The 15,788-nt window shown below is 63.3% G+C and carries 10 protein-coding genes; 6 read left to right on the forward strand and 4 right to left on the reverse strand.

The features are described from left to right. Positions 1 to 3 precede the first annotated feature (3 nt). The 3 genes from QX073_RS09770 to QX073_RS09780 form a co-directional block, all read right to left on the reverse strand. A complete protein-coding gene (locus QX073_RS09770; RefSeq protein ID WP_409977946.1) occupies positions 4 to 1,491 on the reverse strand; it encodes a PfkB family carbohydrate kinase in 1,488 nt (495 codons plus the stop codon). 483 nt (positions 1,492 to 1,974) lie between these two features. Further along, complete coding sequence (locus QX073_RS09775; protein ID WP_316225679.1) at positions 1,975 to 3,087, reverse strand: hypothetical protein; 1,113 nt, start codon at positions 3,085 to 3,087, stop codon at positions 1,975 to 1,977. Between the two features lie 265 nt (positions 3,088 to 3,352). Next, entirely contained in the window at positions 3,353 to 4,855 is a 1,503-nt protein-coding gene (locus tag QX073_RS09780) for an MBOAT family protein (RefSeq protein ID WP_315828204.1), read from the reverse strand. Positions 4,856 to 5,308: 453 nt separating this feature from the next. Here QX073_RS09780 and QX073_RS09785 point away from each other — a divergent pair, with 453 nt between their 5' ends. The 3 genes from QX073_RS09785 (at position 5,309) to asnB (ending at position 10,753) form a co-directional block, all read left to right on the forward strand. Then, entirely contained in the window at positions 5,309 to 6,370 is a 1,062-nt protein-coding gene (locus QX073_RS09785; protein ID WP_315828203.1) for a hypothetical protein, read from the forward strand. A gap of 418 nt (positions 6,371 to 6,788) precedes the next feature. Next, complete coding sequence (locus QX073_RS09790; protein ID WP_316225680.1) at positions 6,789 to 8,744, forward strand: TIGR04372 family glycosyltransferase; 1,956 nt, start codon at positions 6,789 to 6,791, stop codon at positions 8,742 to 8,744. 38 nt (positions 8,745 to 8,782) lie between these two features. Next, positions 8,783 to 10,753 (forward strand): asparagine synthase (glutamine-hydrolyzing), encoded by a 1,971-nt coding sequence (gene asnB / locus QX073_RS09795; RefSeq protein ID WP_316225681.1) that lies wholly within the window; start codon positions 8,783 to 8,785, stop codon positions 10,751 to 10,753. Between the two features lie 102 nt (positions 10,754 to 10,855). Here asnB and QX073_RS09800 read toward each other — a convergent pair whose 3' ends face one another. Then, complete coding sequence (locus QX073_RS09800; RefSeq protein ID WP_315712786.1) at positions 10,856 to 11,818, reverse strand: lysylphosphatidylglycerol synthase transmembrane domain-containing protein; 963 nt, start codon at positions 11,816 to 11,818, stop codon at positions 10,856 to 10,858. 187 nt (positions 11,819 to 12,005) lie between these two features. On the opposite strand from QX073_RS09800, the gene QX073_RS09805 reads away from it, so the two are divergent. From QX073_RS09805 to QX073_RS09815, 3 genes are read left to right on the forward strand one after another with little or no spacing between them, the layout of a single operon-like run. Next, the gene (locus tag QX073_RS09805) at positions 12,006 to 13,289 is read left to right on the forward strand and encodes a nucleotide sugar dehydrogenase (RefSeq protein ID WP_316201833.1); all 1,284 of its coding nucleotides are present in this window, start codon (positions 12,006 to 12,008) and stop codon (positions 13,287 to 13,289) included. A 10-nt stretch (positions 13,290 to 13,299) separates the two neighbouring features. Further along, positions 13,300 to 14,316 (forward strand): NAD-dependent epimerase, encoded by a 1,017-nt coding sequence (locus tag QX073_RS09810; protein ID WP_315712783.1) that lies wholly within the window; start codon positions 13,300 to 13,302, stop codon positions 14,314 to 14,316. Positions 14,317 to 14,327: 11 nt separating this feature from the next. Further along, positions 14,328 to 15,740, forward strand: a complete 1,413-nt coding sequence (locus QX073_RS09815) for a mannose-1-phosphate guanylyltransferase/mannose-6-phosphate isomerase (protein ID WP_315712782.1) — start codon at positions 14,328 to 14,330, stop codon at positions 15,738 to 15,740. Positions 15,741 to 15,788: the final 48 nt, after the last annotated feature.

Raw genomic sequence — 15,788 nt, forward strand, 5'->3', positions numbered from 1 at the left:
ATCCTACTCCTGGCTGAATCCGGTCTCGTCGATTTCCCGCACCAATTCCGCCGTCGTCAACGGCAGATTGCCGACGCGGGAAACCTGGAGGGCAGCCGCCAGCGATCCGAGATAGGAGGCCTGCCAGATATCGGCGCCCGCGCGCAGGCCCATCGAGCAGGCCATGAAGAAGCTGTCGCCGGCACCGGACACGTCCTTCGGGGATGGATTGAACGCCGGCAGGCGGTCCGAGGTGAAGGTGCCGTCCGCCATGGTGTTGATCAGCGCGCCCTCGGCGCCGAGCGTGATCACGAGATTCTTGGTGCGGGCCCGTTCGACCAGCCGCTCGCTGATCACGGCGAGACCCGAAATGAAGTCGTTCAGTGCGACGCGCGCCTCCCGCTCGGTCGGCGTCAGCAGGGTCATGCCCTTGAAGCGGGAGACGTCGCCGGTCTGCGACGACACCTGGCTGTCGGCCGCCATCATCACGCCCTGGGCGCGGGCGCGATCGGCGATCGCGTCGACCAGATCCTGCGGCAGGCAGCCGTAGTTGAAGCAGGAGAACAGCAGGAGATCGCAGGTCTTCAAGGCGCGCTCGACCGAGGTCAGCATCTGCCGCTGCAGGTCGGCATCCGACGCGTGCTGGCGCAGATGATTGACGCGCAACAGCGTCTTGTTGAGCGCGCGAAAACGCTGCTTGCGCGTGGTCGGCCGGCTCTGGTCGGTGAAGGCGTTGAAGTTGACGCCATGCTGTTCGAGCGTGTTGCGGGCGAACCGCGCCGCTTCGTCGTCGCCGACCAGGGTGAAGAATTTCACGTCGGCGCCAAGCCCGTGCGCATGCGCCGCAACCGCACCCGCGCCGCCGACGAAGGTGCGGGTCATCAGCGGCGTCACGACGATGGTCGGGTCCTCCTGGGACATGCCGACCGCATCGCAGGTGACATATTCGTCGACGATCAGGTCGCCGATGACGGCGACCCGCATGCCGGACAGCTTGCGGAGCAGATCCTTCAGATTTGCGATCTCGAAGCCGTGGCGCCTGGGAAATTCCTGCGGCTTGCGGACCGTGGAGATGTCGATGTTGGCGTCGCGTTCCAGCAGCGACAGCGACGCAAAGCGCAATTCACCGGACGAGAAGATCAGCCGTCCGCCATAGGCGTCCACGGCCTCCTGCTCGGGATTGGCGCGATCCTCGAACTCCTTGCCCTTGACGACGACCGTCGGCTTCAGATGCGCGATGAAGTCGGACGCCGATGTTTCCAAGCGCACGACATGGTGCACAAAGGCGATGGAACGCACATTTTCGAGGCGCATGTCCTGCGCCAGGGTCACGCCAGGCGTCGAATCGGGATTGACGCCCACGACCAGCACGTCGGCCTGCTCGGCGGCGAACTTCAAAAGCCGTAAATGTCCGGGGTGCACGACGTTGAAGTTGCCGGACACGAACGCAATCGTCTGCCCGGAGTCGCAGGAGGCGCGAACAGTCTGACAGGCCAGATCCATCTCACTCATATCGATCACCTGATCCAAGGAATTCGCCTCCGGTTCGATCGGGCTGAGGTCGGATAATCGGCCACCGTGTCATTCGCGGGCCGAGGAACTCCGATGCAAAGCGTCGCTGTCGCCCGGCACATCTGCACCGCGAATCCCGTTCCGATCTGCATCTTTCATGCTCGACATTGATTTCGTTGCGAAAAAACAAGCACGGTCCCCCGATCGGAGCGATGGAGGGGCCGGCGGCGGTCATTTCCAGCGGTCTCTTTATCAGGTGTGCGCAGCAGCACAAACAGTCCTGTTAGCTTACGGTTGTGTGGTCGCGTTGGAATGCGGCTTCCGGAGAGCTCATCATCCTTTCTCCGCGATGCTCAGCATCTTTGCTGACGAATCAGGCGGAGGATGGATCCGAGGATGCTCCGACGAGAGACGGACTGCGGCGCGTTGGTGGGCGGGCCAATTGGAAAAGCCTCGGAGGACGCAAGTCTCTCGCAGCATGCCTCAGTGATAGAGATCGAACTGTTCACCCTGTCCCTTTTCGAGATCGGCTGCCAAGGCGCTGCGGTCGATCCGCGGAAACAGCTTGCTGAACTCGGTCCGGTCCAGCAGGGCGAGGTAGGTCTTGAGCATGCCCCTTTCCGAGGGATGCGCGGGATCGAAGAAGTTGCCGGAATCGCGCGATATCTCGGTGCGGCTCATATCGAAGAACTGGATGCCAAGCTGCGCAAATCTTTCGACGGTCTGTGGACTCCTGATCTCGCGCCAGAGCCCGGAATAGGGCCAATAGGCCTCGTCGGCGTCGAGAAAGGCGCCAGCGCTCTCCAGGAACGGATATTGGATCGCAACCACCGAGAACCCGCGCTCGCGGGAAAGCCTGGAAAGTCGCTCGATCTCGCCAAATTCGCGTTCGCTGAGATGAGGGGCGCCCGGAAACGAGGAGGTGACGTACTGAGCGCCGCGCGCCAAGGTTTCGGCCGCCGCATTTCGATAGGGTGGCGCGACCATGACGGAACCATCCTTGCGGAATCCGAACTTGCCGCGGATTGCCTCGGTGCCGACGAGCCTGTTGTTGTCAACGGGCTCGAGTTGCGGCGTCATCATGGCCGAACGGATCGCATCGAGATCTCCGTGATTCCGCATGACGAAGTCCGCGACGTCGTGCAGCTTCCGCCGATGCGAATCGATGCCTTGGGCGAAGTCCATCGTGCGCTCTTTCCGCCAGACGTCAGCGAGGAAATCGCCAAAGAGGAAGTAGTCCAGCGCCACGACGACCACGCGCGGCTTCGCCACCGTGGTCGCGCGATCGACGAAGTCCACAACGTGCGTGAGAGGCCAGGCCGTCAGGCACGCATTGTAGGCCACATAGGGACGGAACATCTGCTCGCGCGCCTGACCGCAGCGCGAGCTTCCCACCAGCAGAACCTCGGGCTGGACCTGTTTGATTCGTTCGAGCTTGTAGGGAGCGTAGTCCTTGAAGGTGCCGAGCCAGACTATCCGTTCGGTGTGCGATTGCTCGGCTGCGAGCACCGAGAGCGGGACGGTCGCGCCCAATCGCCAGCCGACCCATTCGAAAACAGCCAGCAGCGGCAGGAAGACGATGGCGAACAAAGCCACTACGATCGCAAGATACCGCGCCAAAGTTCGAGCCCGCCTTGGTGATTGTGCTTCGGGAGTAAGCGAGTTTGGCTCGCAATCCGCGTCGTGCTGGAAGTTGATTGCGCCAGAATCAGGCTAATGGCTGGGCGTAGCCGCTGCAAGCGGACGATGCGCCGTCGGCACGCCGCCCGCCTGGACAGCTTCGACAAGAACATATCCGCCTTCATAAGGCCGAATGTCGGTGGGAGGGTCCGAGGCCCGTCGCTCGCCATCTCCTGCGCGTTCAGAACTGGAAGTAGAGGAACTGGGAGGTGTCTCCGGCGATGATGTTCATCAGAACCGCCGCCACGAGCGCGATCGAAGTTCCGATGGCCCACGGCAGGGACGGTCGCCACTTCAGGTTCAGAATGCTCCAGGGACGAGGGTTGTGGTAGGTGTCCAGCCCGACCTTCCAACGCTCGAACATCGTGTTCACGTTGGGCAGGGTGAAACAGGCGACATAGCCTGCCAGGATTGCGATCATGAGGCGCGGATCGACGAGGTTCGTTGCCGTGATCTTCTCCGGGTTGGACAGGGCGAGCATCCCCTTGATGAGCCTGACCGCGGCATTCGGATTGTCGGCCCGGAAGAAAACCCATGCCAGAACCACGACGAACTGTGTCAACAAGAGCGCCGCCACCGCATACCAGGCGGTCGTCGACAGGCGGGTGAGGGCCGGTCGCTGTGCGACGAATTTGCTCCAGCGATGATTGACGATCAGAAACAGCCCGTGCAGCGCTCCCCAGATGATGAAGGTGAAGCCTGCTCCGTGCCAGAGACCGCCGAGCAGCATGGTGGCAAAGAGGTTGGCGTTTCTCCGGTGCTCGCCGTAGCGATTGCCGCCAAGCGGGATGTAGAGATAGTCGCGGAGGAAGCGCGATAGCGAGATGTGCCAACGGCGCCAGAACTCGACGATGCTCAGCGACTTGTAGGGGGAATCGAAGTTGAAGGGCAGCCGGATCCCGAACATGATCGAAATGCCGATCGCCATGTCGGAGTAGCCCGAGAAATCGAAGTAGATCTGCAGCGAGTAGGCGAGCGCGCCGCCCCAGGCGTCCATCAGGTGAAGGTGGCTCGAATTGGCGGCGTGGAACACGGGATTCGCGATCAGGCCGAACCCGTCCGCGATGAACGACTTCTTGAAAAGTCCGATGGTCAGAATCGTAAGGCCGACCGCGACCTTCTCGATGGAAATTCGTCGGCTCTCCTCCGAGCCGAATTGCGGCATCATCTCGCGGTGATGGAGAATCGGGCCGGCGACCAGATGCGGAAAATACGTGACGAACAGGCCGTACTTCACAAAGCTTCGTTCATCGGAATACCCGCCATAGACGTCGGCGAGGTAGGCGATCTGGGTGAAGGTGAAAAACGAAATGCCAAGCGGGAGAACGATCGCAAGCGAGGGGTGCTTCGACGCGGTGATCGCATTGAGGATCTGGATGCCGAAATTCGTATATTTGTAGAACGCGAGCGCGGCCAGGTTGAGCGTGATGGCAGCTGAAAACAGGCCGGTGCGTAGCTTTCCGGTCTGTCCGGCAATCAGCAGACCCATCGTATAATTGAAGACGATGGAGATTAGGATGATCGGGACGAAGTGGATGTCCCAATAGCTGTAGAAGGTGAGCGACGCCGCGGCGAGCCAGCTGAGGCGCACGACAGGGGCGGCGAAAAAGCGAGCCAGCAGAAAATAGCCGACCAGGGTCACCGGCAGGAACAGGAACAGAAACTCAAACTGCGTGAAGAGCATAACAAGTTTCTTGATGTTGCTGCATATTGCGCTGCTTTATCAATGATTGAGGGCGCTGCCAAGTTGCGTGCGCCGCTCCAGCTGCGAATTTCGGGGGATGCCGCCTGCTGACGGCAGCGACGTGCGGCCGGCCTCTCGAACAGGGCGGACCCTTTTCGATCAATGATTCTTCTGCTATGGCAGCTCAAAATTCGACCCAATGACGCCAATCCAACGCCGCCATGATGGGGGGCGCGCAATCACTCTCGCCGACGACCGCAGCGGCGAAGAAACCCCTCGATGGATCATGCAGATGACATCCCGATAGGTCTGCGCTCCCGCGCAAAGCAAACTTGGGAGGAGTGGGAAGCCCTCTGTTCCACCGGCTGACGTCGTGTCTAGACTCTCGTCGTCGAAGCCGAAAGCAGCTGCCACGACACCCACCGAGACAACCTATCGAGCGGAAATTGCGTCATGTCGACAGTCGGCCGGTCTGCACCGGAAAAGTCAGCTGAACCGGCCGGATTCGGGCGCTATCTCATCGCAGTCGGAATTGTCGGCCTGGCGGCCGCGTTCGCGTTTTCGCTCGGTTTGTCGCTCTTCTCGTTCGACGCGTGGACGTTGCGCGATGGGCTGTTGCAGATTCCGCGCCAAAGCGACACCAACTGGTATCGTAATTTCGGAGGCCGCAGCATTCCGCAGATCCAGGACCAGGATATCTTCTACAGCAATCTGGGAGGATCGGTCGGAGCCGCCGAGCAGGCTGACATTGTCTTTCTCGGTCCGTCCTTCGTCAGCTATGCCGTAGACCGGCAGACGCTCGCGCAATCGCCGGTGCTCGGTCGATTGGGGATCTACAACATGGCCTTCGTGGGAATTCGCGGCGGTGAGTTCTCGCGGCTCGTGATCCAACGCTGGAAAATCCGTCCGCGTCTGTGGATCATCAATGCCGACGATCAGTTCGTGCACTTCTTCAGCAACGACCTCAACGTCACTCTTGGTCCGCAGAAGCAGCCCATTGCCGCCGTCCAGCGCAACCGACTACGGGGGTACCTGACGGTGGTCGGCCGCAATCTGCACTGGCGTATCGAGGACTTGATTGCGGCGTATCAGAATGGCCATTTCTCGCCCACCGGCCTCTATCGCAACATCGCTGATGGTGACATGGGGCTGGATGACAATCCGGGCTATGTCGCCTTGGGCAACAAGCCGATGCTGTCGGCCCGCGATCCCGACTGCCATACGACCCCCGCGATTGTCGACTATGCGAAGAGATTTCTCCATGAAGTGGGCGGAGAGGCCGTGCTCACATTGGTCCCGCATAGCCAGTCCTGCGTCCAGCAGGCGGCAGAACTGGCGAAGGAATTGAACATCGAACTGATCGCGCCGCCATTCGATGGCCTGACGACGATCGACGGCGGCGGCCATTTGGACAGGCACGGGGCGCAGATCTTTACGAGCTATCTCGCTCGCGAGATCGTCAAGACGGCGGCTTTCAAGCGGGCATTTCCCGTTGGAGCTGGCGACGGCAAATGATGCCGATTTTGCTGAATTCCAACCAAGGAGGAGCCGGCCGGCTCCACGCGGGGTCGTCCGACACGCTTCGTCCGAGCCCTCGCGCATCAGGTGGGGCTCCCCGAGACCAATCGGCGCCGGGCTTAAGATTCTGAATTCTCATTTCATCCGGTTATGCTCGCGTTCATCCCCATGTTCGGCTTGGAAAATTCCCGGCACCTCTGTTATAGCTGCGATCCAATCGGCTCAATCCTTGGTTGGCATTTGCGGCGGCGATGTCTCCACGGGGAATTCTCCCATTGGACCCGGCGAGCGTACTGTCCTTATCCCGAGACGTGATCCTTGGCGCGCAGGCGACTTGAATGGCCGGTCGTCCAGGCTCCGCCTTGATCCGAACGCGCGGAATCCGGGATTTCAAGGTTGTGTGGAACTTGGTCGTATGAAACTGCAAAAGCAAAGGCCGATGCGCGGCGGCCGCCGACGGTTTGTCTACCAGGTCTTCGTCATAGTCGGAGCGACCCTCAATCTGCTGCCGCGACGCGCGGTGTTCCTTGGTCTGGTCATCGCTTTCGCCGCGAGACTTCCACTCCGGCGGCGCCTTGCTCAGGCCTATTTTCCCTATGCGACGTCGCATCTTGCAGCTCGGCCGGAGTTTCGTTTTTCGACGGCTCTCAGCCGATATTTCCCCGGCGCTTCGATTCAAGCCCTGAGCAGCATCGGCGCCTATCGCGAGGCGGCCAGGACTGTCGGCCGCGAAACCTTGGCGTTCGATGATGCGGACACCAGATACGCGCTGGTTCGATCCTTGTTCGAACTGGGCGAGTTTTCGGAAGCGCGCGATGCCGCGGCGGGAGCGAAGCCCGAACAGCTCGAAGCGACGGTCGATCTCGCCTTCTACAAGGCCATGGTTGACGTGATCGAAGGGGATGAGGCTGCGGCGCTCGACGCGATGTTCTGGGCGGGCCGGAGCAGCCTGCATTTTTTCCGTCCCCACCAGAACATCGCAGCTCGGAATTCACCGCGCTATGTTCCCAACAGCCTCGATTTCCTCTGCGGCGCTCCCGGCCGGCTGTTCGACCTGTGCAACTTCACGGGCCAGCGCGTGATGCATGTCGGTCGCGGCGAGATTGCAATTCGGTTGTATGAGCGCGCCTTGGATGCGCAGCGGGAACTGCGGGCATCGCCGCCACCGCTTTCTGATGAGTTGAAGCGTCTGCTCGACCGGCTCGGCGTCACCTTCGATACGCTGCGGCTCGTTCCTGAGGAATGGGCGACGCAGATCGGCCATCTCGGCATGCTCGACATTCTGTTTCGGATGCGAGAGCTGGGCTGGTGGTCAGGCGAAGCCGTGATCGTCGTCCGTCCCGATAGCATCGCCAACGCGGTCTTCTTCAAGCTGTTTGAAGGTTTCGGCAAGGTCGTGGTGATCGGCGAAACCGTATCGGAGCGACTGGGTGAGGAGCTGCTGTCCTTGCAGCGCTGGTGCGGGTTGAACTTCAACGCGTTCAGGCTGCCGGATGGGCGGGTCGTGCCCTGGCAGGACGCGGGTGCGATCGCCATCGAGCAATGGGAGCGTGAGGGCAGAGGGCATCCGTTGCGTGATGCCTACGACCGGAGTGCGGCCGCCGCTGCGGCTCGCTTCGATGCGTTCCGTTCCAGGTACGGCATGAAGCCCGACGACTGGTATGTTTGCCTGCACACCCGGGACGCAGCGCATTATTTCGAGTTCATGGGCACAGGGCAGACCCACCGCAATGCGCCGATCGAGACGTCTTTGGACGCCATTCGTCTGATCGCCTCCCGTGGCGGATGGGTCATCAAGCTCGGTGGTCCGAACTCGCCGAGGCTTCCGCCGATGGCTCGCACGATCGATTACGCGCTGAGCGAATTCAGATCGGAGCCGATGGACATCCACCTGATCCGCCACGCCCACGCCTTCATCGGGACGACGTCCGGGTTGACGAATGTCGCTGTCAGTTTCGGCATTCCTTGTGCGATCGTGAATGCGATCACGACCGACGCCCAGCTGTGGAACAGCAACGTCCGTTTTGCCCTCAAGCCCGTCAGACTGGCAGACGGCACCGTGCTGACGCAGCACCAACTGACAACGTCGCCCTGGCGCTGGCGCGTGTTCGATGCAGCCGTGCTGGGCCGGAGCGGCGCGCATCCGGAGACCAACTCGGCGGACGACATCCGCCACACGGCGGATGAGGTCCTGGCCATCGCCGACGGTCGGTTGGCTGAATTCGAAGGCGATCACGATGGCGCACGACTGCTGTCGCGCTGGAGGCGTGCGCTGGGGCTGCCCTATTACTACGGCACCAGCCGTCCGAGCCTCGGTTTCCTGGCCAATCATGAGACGGAATTGCTGCACGACGCTGGTGAGGGTCACTGAGCCATGCAGATGGGGGACGAAGCAGCGGAGCGGGGACCATGTGCGGCATAGCCGGCCTGTTTCGCCCCGGCGGAGCCGACCAGGCCCAACTGGCCGGGATCGTCGAACGGATGACGGCAGCGCTGGCGCATCGCGGCCCCGATGCGTCCGGCAGTTGGATCAGTGCTGCGAAGGGGCTTGCCTTCGGACATCGCCGTCTGGCGATCCTCGATCTCTCCGAGGCCGGGGCGCAGCCGATGCACAGTGCCTGCGGACGCTACACCGTCACCTTCAACGGCGAGATCTACAACCATCTCGATGTCCGTGCAGAACTGGAGGCCGCCGGCGCCGCGCCGAATTGGCGCGGTCATTCCGACACCGAAACGCTGCTCGCCGCGATCAGCCGATGGGGCGTTGAGCCGGCGCTTCAGCGCCTGATCGGCATGTTCGTCTTCGGGCTCTGGGACGCCGAAACTCGGCAGTTGATCCTGGCGCGCGACCGCTTCGGCGAAAAGCCGCTGTTCTACGGCTGGAGCGGCGCCGATCTGGTGTTCGGCTCCGAGCTCAAGGCGCTGGCGGCGCATCCCTCCTGGGCGCCGTCGCTCGACCGCGCGGCGCTCACGGCGTTCATGCGCTATTCCTACGTGCCTGCGCCCGCCACGATCTGGACCGGCATCCGCAAGCTGCCACCGGCGTCGTTCGTGAGCTTCGCCTCGGATGCGGCTCCCGGCGGCTGGCCACTGCCGCAACCCTATTGGTCGCTGCGCGATCGCGTCGCTGCCGCCCAGGAGGATCGCATCGCCGACGAGCGCGAGGCCGTCGATCGGCTGGAGCAGTTGCTGTCGGTCGCCGTGAAGCGGCAGTGCCTGTCGGACGTGCCGCTCGGCGCGTTCCTGTCCGGGGGCGTCGATTCATCGACCATCGTGGCCTTGATGCAGGCGGGGGCGAGCCAGCCGGTCCGCACCTTCAGCATCGGCTTTGCCGAAGGTGGCTACAACGAGGCCGAGGACGCCCGCAGGGTTGCCCAGCATCTCGGCACGGATCATACCGAGCTGTACGTCGATGCGCGGACCGCGATGGACGTGGTGCCGAAGCTGCCGCGGATCTATGACGAACCGTTCGCCGACTCCTCGCAGATCCCCACGCATCTGGTCGCGCAGCTCGCGCGCCGGCATGTGACCGTCGCATTGTCAGGTGACGCAGGCGACGAGCTGTTCGGCGGCTACAACAGGCATGTCTGGGGCGGCGCGCTGCAGGCGCGTCTTGGTCGCGTGCCGATGCCGCTGCGGCGTGCCATTGGCGCCGTTCTCGGCGCGATCGCCCCAGAGCCGGCCGAGACGGTTCTCAGGGCGCTGCAGCCGGTGTTGCCGGCCCGATTGAAGGTTCGGCATGCCGGCGATCAGGTGGCCAAGCTCGGCCGCGTCATTGCCGCCGACGGCTTTGATGGCCTCTACCGGGCGCTGTGCTCGATCGATCAGGATCCGGCCGGCACGGTGGTGGGTGGCAGGGAGCAGGAGAGTTGGGCGGGGAGCGAGATGCGGCAGCTCGCGGCGCGGCTCGATCCGCTCGACCGCATGACCCTGGCGGATTCCCTCAGCTATCTCAGCGACGACATCCTTCAGAAGGTCGATCGCGCGGCGATGGCGGTTGCGTTGGAGACGCGTGTGCCGTTCCTCGACAAGGACGTCGTCGAGTTCTCCGCCAAGGTGCCCGCCGGCATGAAGGTGCGGGACGGCCGCGGCAAATGGCTGGTGCGGCAGGTGCTGTATCGCCACGTGCCGGCCGAGATGATCGATCGGCCGAAGACGGGCTTCAGCATTCCGCTCGACGCGTGGCTGCGTGGGCCGTTGAAATCCTGGGCCTCGGACCTGCTGTCGCCGGAGCGGCTGAGGCGGCAGGGCCTGTTCGATCCGGTGCGGGTGACGCGCATGTTCGACGAGCATCTCAGCCGCCGCCACAATCATTCCTACTGGCTGTGGAACGTGCTGATGGCGCAGGCCTGGCACGACGAATGGGCGCGCGCCGCTTAGAGCATGATCCGGAAAAGTGGAAACCGGTTTTCCGAAAAGATCATGCTCAAACAAAGAGATGAGATCATGATGCGATTCCGTGGAATCGCATCATGATCCAGGTCAGTCTTCGACCGTCGCGGGAACGGCGAGGCGGCCGGCGCCTTTTTCGGCGCTGAGAATCCACACCAGCCCGCCCATGCCGCCGACGATGAAGTAGACCGCGCCGAACAGGATCGAGACCACGGTGCCGTCCGCCGGCGCCAGGCCGGCATAGCCGAAAGCCACCATCATCGTCGCCTCGCGCACGCCCCAGCCGGCGATCGAGATCGGCAGCATCGTGATCAGCATGATCGGCGGGGTCAGCAGGAACAGTTGTTCGAATGCGGCTGGCGCCGCGATGGAGCGCACCGCGCACCAGGCAATGACGACGGCCAGCACGTGAATTGACAGTGACAGCGCGGCGATCTTCGCAGCCGTGGTTCGGCCGAAGATCACCTTGTTCGCGATCACCGAGCAGGCATAGACGTGACGCGTCGGCCACCACGCCTTCATCCACGCCGCCGGCAGATGGCCGATGGTGAGGAAGCCGACGCCGGCCGCCAGCGCGGCGGCGTCGACCAGCACCAGGGCCAGCCGCCCGTGCTCGTCGGCGATCATGCCATAGCTCCACGGCAGGCTCGAGACGATGATCAGCGCCAGCGCAATGAAGCCGACGGCGCGGTCGGTCAGGATCGAGTAGCTGGCCGCGCGCCAGCCGGCGCCGGTGCGCCCGATCAGCCAGAGACGCACGGCATCGCCGCCGATCGAGGACGGCAGGGTCTGGTTGAAGAAGGCGCCGATCATGTTGTAGCGGAACGCCTGCAGGTCCGTCAGCGGCGCGCCGCACAGCGCGGAGATCTCGCGCCACCGCAGGGCGCCGATGAAGATCTGCACCAGCGTGATGGCTACCGCCAGCCCGATCCAGCCGATGTTGATCTGGCTGAGCCGCTCGCGGATCGCCGCAAAGTTGATCCCGCGCAGAGCGAGATACAGCAGGGCCAGCGACACCACGATCCGGAGGAGAAGAATCAAAAACGCACGCATGCCAGGCTGGCTTCGCTCTTGGTTGAAACGGTCCAAGCCGAGTGCGATACGCGCAACTCCCGTCCTGGCAAGGCCGGACCCCGGTCGAGGGGGAGCCTTAGCCGCCCCTTGCGGTCCTGATGCCCCGGTGGCTAAACAGTCGCAGGGGTGGCGTCAATGGCCTCCGAAACGACCGGAATATCAATTTATGTCTCATGGCCGGAAGATTGCGGTGATAGGCCTTGGCTATGTCGGCCTGCCGGTCGCGGCTGCGTTCGCGCGGACAGGCTGCCCGACGATCGGGTTCGATATCGATGCGGTCCGGGTCGCGGAGCTGAAGGATGCAAGGGACCGGACCTGCGAGGTCGATGCGGCCGACCTGCGCCGGCCAAGCCTGCGCTTCACCAGCGAGCCGGATGATATCGCGACTGCCGATTTTTTCATCGTCACCGTTCCGACCCCGATCGATAGCGCGCGGCGGCCCGATCTCGGCGCCATGCTGGCCGCGACGCGCATGGTGGGAGCCGTTCTGAAACGCGGCGACATCGTCGTCTATGAGTCGACCGTGTACCCGGGCGCCGTCGAAGAAGACTGCGTCCCGTTGCTGGAGAGCTGCTCGGGGCTGAAGGCGGGGACGGATTTCAACGTCGGCTATTCGCCGGAGCGCATCAATCCTGGCGACAAGACGCATCGCTTCGAGACCATCACCAAGGTGGTCTCGGCACAGAATCCGCAGACGCTCGCGATCGTCGCCGCCGTCTACGGCTCGGTCGTCACCGCTGGCATCCATCGCGCGCCATCGATCAAGGTCGCCGAGGCGGCCAAGGTGATCGAGAACACCCAGCGCGATCTCAACATCGCCTTCATGAACGAGTTGTCGCTGATCTTCCAGGCACTGGAGATCGATACCGGCGACGTGCTCGCGGCTGCCGCGACCAAGTGGAACTTCCTGCCGTTCACCCCCGGCCTGGTCGGCGGCCACTGCATCGGCGTCGATCCCTATTACCTCACCTACCGCGCCGAGAAGGCGGGCTACCATCCCGAGGTGATCCTGGCGGGCCGCCGCATCAATGACGAGATGGGCCGGCGCATCGCGCGCGAATGCATCCGCGGATTGCTGCGGCGGAAGGGCCGGGGGGGCGTCGTCACCATTCTCGGCATGACGTTCAAGGAGAACGTGCCGGACATCCGCAATTCGCGGGTGATCGACATCATCAGCGAATTGCAGTCGTTCGGCGTCGAGGTGCAGATCGCCGATCCCCTCGCCGATGCAGCGGCGGTGCACGAGGAGTATGGCATCGGCCTGACGGCGATCGAGGCGCTGCGCCCAGCCGACGCGGTGGTGTTGGCCGTGTCGCACGATCAGTATCTCGCCGGAGGCTGGGCTCTCGTGCAGGGCCTGCTGCGCGAGGAGAGCGGCCTCGTGCTCGACGTGAAGATGAAGCTCGACCGCGCGAGCAAACCCGCCGCCATCGAACTGTGGCGACCCTGACGGAGCGACCATGGCAGATCATCCCATCCTCGTGACCGGCGCCGCCGGCTTCATCGGATTCCACCTGTCGCAGCGGCTGCTTGCGGAGGGGCGCCGGGTCATCGGCATCGATAACGTCAACGCCTATTACGATCCGAAGCTGAAGGAGGCGCGCCTCGAGATCCTGAAGGCGCAGCCGGGTTTCGTCTTTCATAAGCTCGATCTCGTCGACCGCGCCGGCATCAAGGCGCTGTTCGCCCAGCATCGCTTTCCGGTCGTGGTGCATCTCGCCGCCCAGGCCGGCGTGCGCTACTCGCTGGAAAATCCGCACGCCTATGTCGACGCCAATCTTGAAGGCTTCATCAACGTCCTCGAAGGCTGCCGCCATCATGGCTGCGAGCATCTGCTGTTCGCCTCGTCCTCGTCGGTCTATGGCGCCAACACCAAGCTGCCGTTCTCGGTCAAGGACAATGTCGATCATCCGATCAGCCTCTATGCGGCGAGCAAGAAGGCCAACGAACTGATGGCGCATTCCTACAGCCATCTCTACCGCCTGCCGGCCACCGGGCTGCGCTTCTTCACCGTCTACGGCCCCTGGGGCCGTCCCGACATGGCGATGTTCATCTTTGCGAAGGCCATCCTCGCCGGGCAGCCGGTCAAGCTGTTCAATCATGGCCGGATGCGGCGTGATTTTACCTATGTCGATGACATCGTGCAGGCCATCGTCCGCCTGATCGGCCGCCCGCCCCAGGGAAACCCGGATTGGGATGGAAACAGGCCCGATCCGTCGAGCAGCCGGGCGCCATGGCGGATTTACAATATCGGCAACAATCATCCCGAACAGCTGATGGACGTGATAACGTTGTTGGAGAAGGAATTTGGGCGGCCGGCCATCAGGGAGATGCTGCCGATGCAGCCCGGCGACGTCGAGGCGACCTACGCCGATGTCAGCGACCTCGAGCGCGACATCGGCTTCCGGCCGGCGACGTCGATCGCCGACGGCATCGGACGTTTTGCGAAATGGTACCGCGACTATCACCGAATTTAACGGGTTGATTCATGACCGGACGCATCATTCCTCTCATCATGTGCGGCGGCGCCGGGACCCGGCTCTGGCCGGCCTCGCGCGAGGTCAGGCCGAAGCAGTTCCTGCCGCTGTTCGGCGCCCGTTCCACGTTCCAGGACACGCTGCTGCGCGTCTCCGATGCCGATCTCTTCGAGCGGCCGATCATCATCACCAATCTGGCCTATCGCTTCATGGTGCTGGAGCAACTGGCCGAGATCGGCATCGAGGCCGACATCCTGCTGGAGCCGATGCGGCGCGATTCGGGCCCGGCCATCGCCGCCGGAGCGGCGTTCGCCCAGTCGCGCCATCAGGACGCTGTCGTGCTGGCCCTCGCGGCCGATCACGTCGTCCGTGACACCCCCGCTTTTCTCGCGGCGTGCCGGCAGGGGCTCGCGGCCGCCGAGGCCGGCCGCATCGTCACCTTCGGCGTCAATCCGGAGCGCGCGGCCACCGAATATGGCTATATCAGCCCGGGTGCATCGGTATCCGGGGAAGTGCGGGCCGTCGCGAAATTCGTCGAGAAGCCGGATCAGCCGACCGCCGAGCGCTACATTCGCGAAGGCTATCTCTGGAACAGCGGCAACTTCATGTTCCGCGCATCGGTCCTGCTCGATGAATACCGCAAGTTCGATGCGGGCAGCGTGCAGACGGTGATCGACGCTGTCTCCAAGGCCGGCCGCGACCTCGGCTTCATCATCCTGGACTCCGATGCCTTCGCGGCGGCCAAGCCGATCTCGATCGACTATGCCGTGATGGAAAAGACCGAACGTGCCGCCGTGGTGGCGGTGTCGTGCGGTTGGTCTGATGTCGGCTCCTGGCATGCGGTCTGGGAACTGTCCGACAAGGACGGGCAGGGCAATGCCGCGCGCGGCACCGCCGTGTTCGAGGATTCCCGCAACTGCAACGTGGTCACCGACAAGGCGCTGGTCGCGCTCGAGGGCGTCGACGACCTCGTCGTGGTGGCGGCGCAGGATGCCGTGCTGGTGTCGCGCCAGCGCGATGCCAACGGGTTGAAGCGGCTGGTCGCCAAGCTCAAGACCGTCGCGCCCGAAGTGACCGAGGCGCACATCAAGGTGCATCGGCCCTGGGGCAGCTATCAGTCGGTCGACAATGGCGAGCGTCACCAGGTCAAGCGCATCATCGTCAAGCCCGGCCAGCGGCTGTCGCTGCAGAAGCACTATCACCGCTCCGAGCACTGGATCGTAGTGCGCGGCGCGGCGCGGGTCACCATCAACGAGACGGTCAAGACCGTGCACGAGAACGAATCGATCTACATTCCGATGGGCGCGGTGCACCGGCTGGAGAACCCGGGCAAGATCCTGCTGGAACTGATCGAGGTCCAGACCGGGTCCTATCTCGGCGAGGACGACATCATCCGCATCGAGGACGATTACCGTCGCGAGTAGGGCGGGGTCTCGCCGCGAATCACGCGAGCCGTGCTAGATAGCCCCGGA

The organism is Bradyrhizobium sp. SZCCHNS3052 (assembly GCF_032484495.1).
Lineage (GTDB): Bacteria > Pseudomonadota > Alphaproteobacteria > Rhizobiales > Xanthobacteraceae > Bradyrhizobium.